The organism is Geitlerinema sp. CS-897, from assembly GCF_028368005.1.
Taxonomy (GTDB): domain Bacteria; phylum Cyanobacteriota; class Cyanobacteriia; order Cyanobacteriales; family Geitlerinemataceae; genus Baaleninema; species Baaleninema simplex.
In genome coordinates this window covers 1-4,031 of record NZ_JAQNCQ010000357.1, presented here as the reverse complement: position 1 = coordinate 4,031, position 4,031 = coordinate 1, and the positions used below count along the sequence as shown (strand labels likewise).

At 49.1% G+C, this 4,031-nt stretch carries 6 protein-coding genes; 2 read left to right on the top strand and 4 right to left on the bottom strand.

The window, feature by feature from the left end:
* Positions 1-178 precede the first annotated feature (178 nt).
* The gene (locus tag POG22_RS22430; protein WP_063717041.1) at positions 179-730 is read left to right on the top strand and encodes an HMA2 domain-containing protein; all 552 of its coding nucleotides are present in this window, start codon (positions 179-181) and stop codon (positions 728-730) included.
* A gap of 10 nt (positions 731-740) precedes the next feature.
* On the opposite strand, the gene POG22_RS22425 is transcribed toward POG22_RS22430, so the two are convergent.
* Positions 741-1,412, bottom strand: a complete 672-nt coding sequence (locus POG22_RS22425) for a Uma2 family endonuclease (RefSeq protein WP_498907195.1) — start codon at positions 1,410-1,412, stop codon at positions 741-743.
* 132 nt (positions 1,413-1,544) lie between these two features.
* Entirely contained in the window at positions 1,545-2,789 is a 1,245-nt protein-coding gene (locus tag POG22_RS22420; RefSeq protein WP_498907194.1) for a bifunctional folylpolyglutamate synthase/dihydrofolate synthase, read from the bottom strand.
* A gap of 55 nt (positions 2,790-2,844) precedes the next feature.
* On the opposite strand from POG22_RS22420, the gene POG22_RS22415 reads away from it, so the two are divergent.
* Entirely contained in the window at positions 2,845-3,165 is a 321-nt protein-coding gene (locus POG22_RS22415; RefSeq protein ID WP_498907193.1) for a hypothetical protein, read from the top strand.
* A 54-nt stretch (positions 3,166-3,219) separates the two neighbouring features.
* Here POG22_RS22415 and POG22_RS22410 read toward each other — a convergent pair whose 3' ends face one another.
* Complete coding sequence (locus tag POG22_RS22410) at positions 3,220-3,555, bottom strand: XisI protein (protein ID WP_063717044.1); 336 nt, start codon at positions 3,553-3,555, stop codon at positions 3,220-3,222.
* Positions 3,556-3,647: 92 nt separating this feature from the next.
* Positions 3,648-3,878, bottom strand: a complete 231-nt coding sequence (locus tag POG22_RS22405) for an element excision factor XisH family protein (RefSeq protein ID WP_498907192.1) — start codon at positions 3,876-3,878, stop codon at positions 3,648-3,650.
* Positions 3,879-4,031 lie beyond the last annotated feature (153 nt).

Genomic DNA, 4,031 nt, shown 5'->3' with positions numbered 1-4,031 from the left:
TTACTATGCAAGAAATCGCTGAAACCCTTACAGGGCAAGAGTTTTTGTTAAACTGTATAAAAAGTTAGCTCAAATCGCGAAATTCCTTTCCAGATATAGGCTACAAGCATTTACCCTACACACCAAGGTCGGAAGAGCCAAATATTAGCGATCGAAAATGCGGAGGTTTTGCGAAACGATGTTAACTGAAAATGACGTTCGCGTCGCGTCGGAACGCAACGGAAAACTCGCTCCGACTGTCACCGTTCCGGCTCGTTTGATGAGCGATACGCCGGGAAGATTTCGGTTTCGAGTGGCTTCTGACTATCGCTTTCCTGCCACGGTGCAACCCATTGCCACAGCATTACGATCGCATCTCCCGAACGCGAGCGTTCGCGTCAATCTCGACAACGGTAGCGTGACGGTTTATTACGATCGCGATCGCATTTCAGGCGATCGACTGTACGGTATTTTGCAAGACTTAAACATCCGCTTTGTTTTATCTGATAAATCCGACGCAGCTACAGAACTAACGGAGGTCATTGCCTCAGCGAACCGTCAGATCGATCGCGTCACAGAAGGCGCAGTGGATTTACGATTTTTGGTGCCGCTGGGATTCGGAACCTTAGCCGTTCGACAGTTAATCGTAGAAGGCGTTCAGTTAAATGTCATTCCTTGGTACGCCTTAGCTTGGTACGCTTTCGATAGTTTCCTGAAACTGCACTACACCCTCGGAAAATCTGAAAATTGAGAATTGGGTTTTAGTTTTCACGAGAGGCTAAACCTCGATGTAAAACTTGAAACATTTTCGATAAATCTCCCGCCAACAGTGCCTCTGCATCTAACCACAAACCCAAAAAGACTTCGCTACAGAAAATTCCCTCAGAATTGGCTTTGACTCTGATATATTCTCCGTCTTGGAGGCGAAACCAATCGAAGGCATTATCTTCAACTCGCCACACCAGATATTCCAAAACGCTGTTACGTCGGTAAACCTGGAATTTATCGTGCAAATCGTAAGACGCACTCGATACGGCAATTTCTACAATTAATTCTGGCGCACCTTCAATGTAGCGATCGCTGCTGACAATTGACTGTCCACCTGTCTTAAATCTCAACAAGGCGTCAGGCTGCGGTTCGTTATCGGCATCGAGACGTACTGTTGTATTATCAAAAACCTCTACTTCTGGCGTGAACGATCGATATACGGTCAACCAACCCATGACCCAAGCATGAGGACAACCGTGGTCGCTCGTAACGGGAGATCCCACGTACACAACTCCTTCGATTAACTCGGCTTTTTTTAAATCTGGCATCGCCTGGTAGCGACGCTCGAATTCTTTCCGCGTTAGGCGATCGCCGTTTTCAAGGCGCGGAATTCGACCCGCTATATCTAGGGTTTCGGACATCTCGATCGCTCCTGTTTTCTTCATTCCTTAAGTTCGATTTTAAAGGAAAAAAAGAAGCGCGATCGAACTCTATATATTGACAATTTCAACAAAATATGGTATAAATTAAATTCCAGCGATCTTCGCCAACCGACCCATGTTTAAACGAATGGGAATTTAAACCGAAACCTGTTCGACGGGAGAGGAGGCGAAAAAGTCGCCGATGAGATATAACGAACCGCACAACACGGGAAGCCGCGAAGCATCCTCACACGCCGCCACTAACGCCGTTTCTACGTTATCGTCGATCGCACCAGTGAGGTCGAGTTCGAGATCGATCGCCATCCGTCGCAAGTCTTCCGGCGGCGTGAAACTGTGGCCCGGAACGGGGACGAAACGAACGCTGTCGCGCGATCGCAACAGGGTTTTCAAAATTCCTTCTGCGTCTTTCGTCGAAAGAATTCCCATCACCCACGTTACCGGAGTGTTCAACGTCTCCACATAGCGACGCAACACCTCAGCCGAGGCCACGTTATGCGCTCCGTCTACCAAAATACGACGCTCTCGCCAGGTTATCCACTCCAACCGTCCTCGCCAACGCGCCTTTTGCATTCCCCGACAAATCGCGTCGTCGGAAATTTCCCAGCCTTGCTGTCTTAACTGCTTGATGGTGGCGATCGCTAAGGCAGAATTGAGTAACTGGACATCTCCCGGAAGTGGAAGCGGATATCGCAACCCCTCGTAAATGGCTTCGGTTTCCGAAAGTGGCGTCGCTGGCTGAATCCAAACCGCCGGACAGTTTAATTCCTCAATTCGGGGTTCGAACACTGCAACGGCGTCGTCGGGGAGCGTTCCCAAAATGACCGGACGTTTGGGTTTGAGGATTCCCGCTTTTTCAAAGGCGATTTCAGCTAAAGTCGATCCTAACCGCTGCCAGTGATCGCGACTAATGGACGTAATAACACAAGCCAGGGGGCGATCGCAGACGTTGGTGGCGTCGAGTCGTCCGCCGAGTCCCACTTCAAACACGGCGATATCCACGTTAGACTCAGCGAAATAGAGAAAGGCGGCGGCAGTAACGATTTCAAATTGCGTCGGCGTGGGTTTGGCGGGATCGATCGCCGCTGCAACTCGTTCGACGGTGGCGATAAAATCGGATTCGGATATTGGCGTTCCGTCAATGCAGATGCGTTCGCACCAACTCATCAGGTGAGGTGAGGTATAGCGTCCGGTTCGGTATCCGGCGGCAGTGAGAACTGAACTGAGATAGGCGCAAACTGACCCTTTTCCGTTGGTTCCCGCCACGTGAACGATGGGAACTCGGTGATGGGGATTGTCTAAGGCGGCGAGAAGTTCCCGAATGCGATCGAGTCCGAGATGAACGCCGAAGCGAGCGAACTGTTGCAGTAGCGAATCCAGCATGAAGCGATAATGGAGATCGGATAATGGGAATTGTATCCCGTTCTCTTCGACTTCTATGCGCTACGTTCTCGGGTTTCTCGGCGTTCTCTGTATCGTCATGTTGGCGATCGTACAGATTTTTTCTCATTCTTCCACAGTACGAGCGTCGGACGTTCGCCTTCCCATGTGGCAACCCTGCGATGTCTATCTGAATTCTCGCAGCTACGAGGCTTGCGTCGATTTGGTCGATCGCTACGGAATCGATATCGGACACGCAGACGGAACGGTTCCCCAACCGGAGGAAACAGTAACGTATGAAGACTTTTTCTATATGCTCGATCGCAGTCTCGATGTCATCGTCGAACTGATGGAAACCCTTCACCCCGACACGCGATAAGCGGTGCGTTACACTACGGAAACCCAGATTGAAAAGTACGATCTCATATCCGCCTTAACCCACAGCAAACTCTGTGAAACGACGAGCATTAGGATCGTGAAAACCCAGCACGATCGATTGTTTAGGGATACCTAATTCAACCAACTCATTGGCAATCCCCACCTCAGTCCCATCATACTGAATCCAAACCTTATCACCCTGAATATCGATATGAACTAAACAGCTAAACACTCGACGGTCTCCATCCCAACCCACTGTCGCCACCTGATAGCGATCGTTCTGCGTGTCAAAAACCGTAAATTGCTCCAGTTCTCCATACGCAGGTTTAACCTTACTATGCTCTGTCAAAACTTGCTGAATCCACTGACGGTATTGGTTTAGTCGATCCATTCCAAAACCTCCTCTTGCACGGGATCGAAAACGAGCAGCCTGACCCCATATTCAGTAATACTCAATTGAGCCAACTCCCCTGTAAAAAAGTTTCAATAGACTTTTACTGGAACCGCTAAAAAGAGAACTCGCTTAGGGTCTTTCCGTTGCAAAACCACTCGATAGTTGAGAAACTGACCTAGCGCACTGTGAAACTCTGATGTCAGAGAGGGAGCTAAAAAACTCTTGATTTCAACAGCGATTTGGGTATCGTCTCGCTGTGCTGCCAGCAAATTCTCGGCACCGAGATCGATTTCAAGTCGTCCCGAGGATAGCTCCAGCACTAGGGGATCGTGGGGGGTGCATCTCAGTTTTGCAAAAATATTGCTAAAACAGAGTGCCATTTAAGTAAGCACAGCGTAAAGAAAGAATCTTAGAAACATTCTCTACTTTCCATTGCGCTCCCGATATTTTGACTCGCATTCCGATTTGCTTAA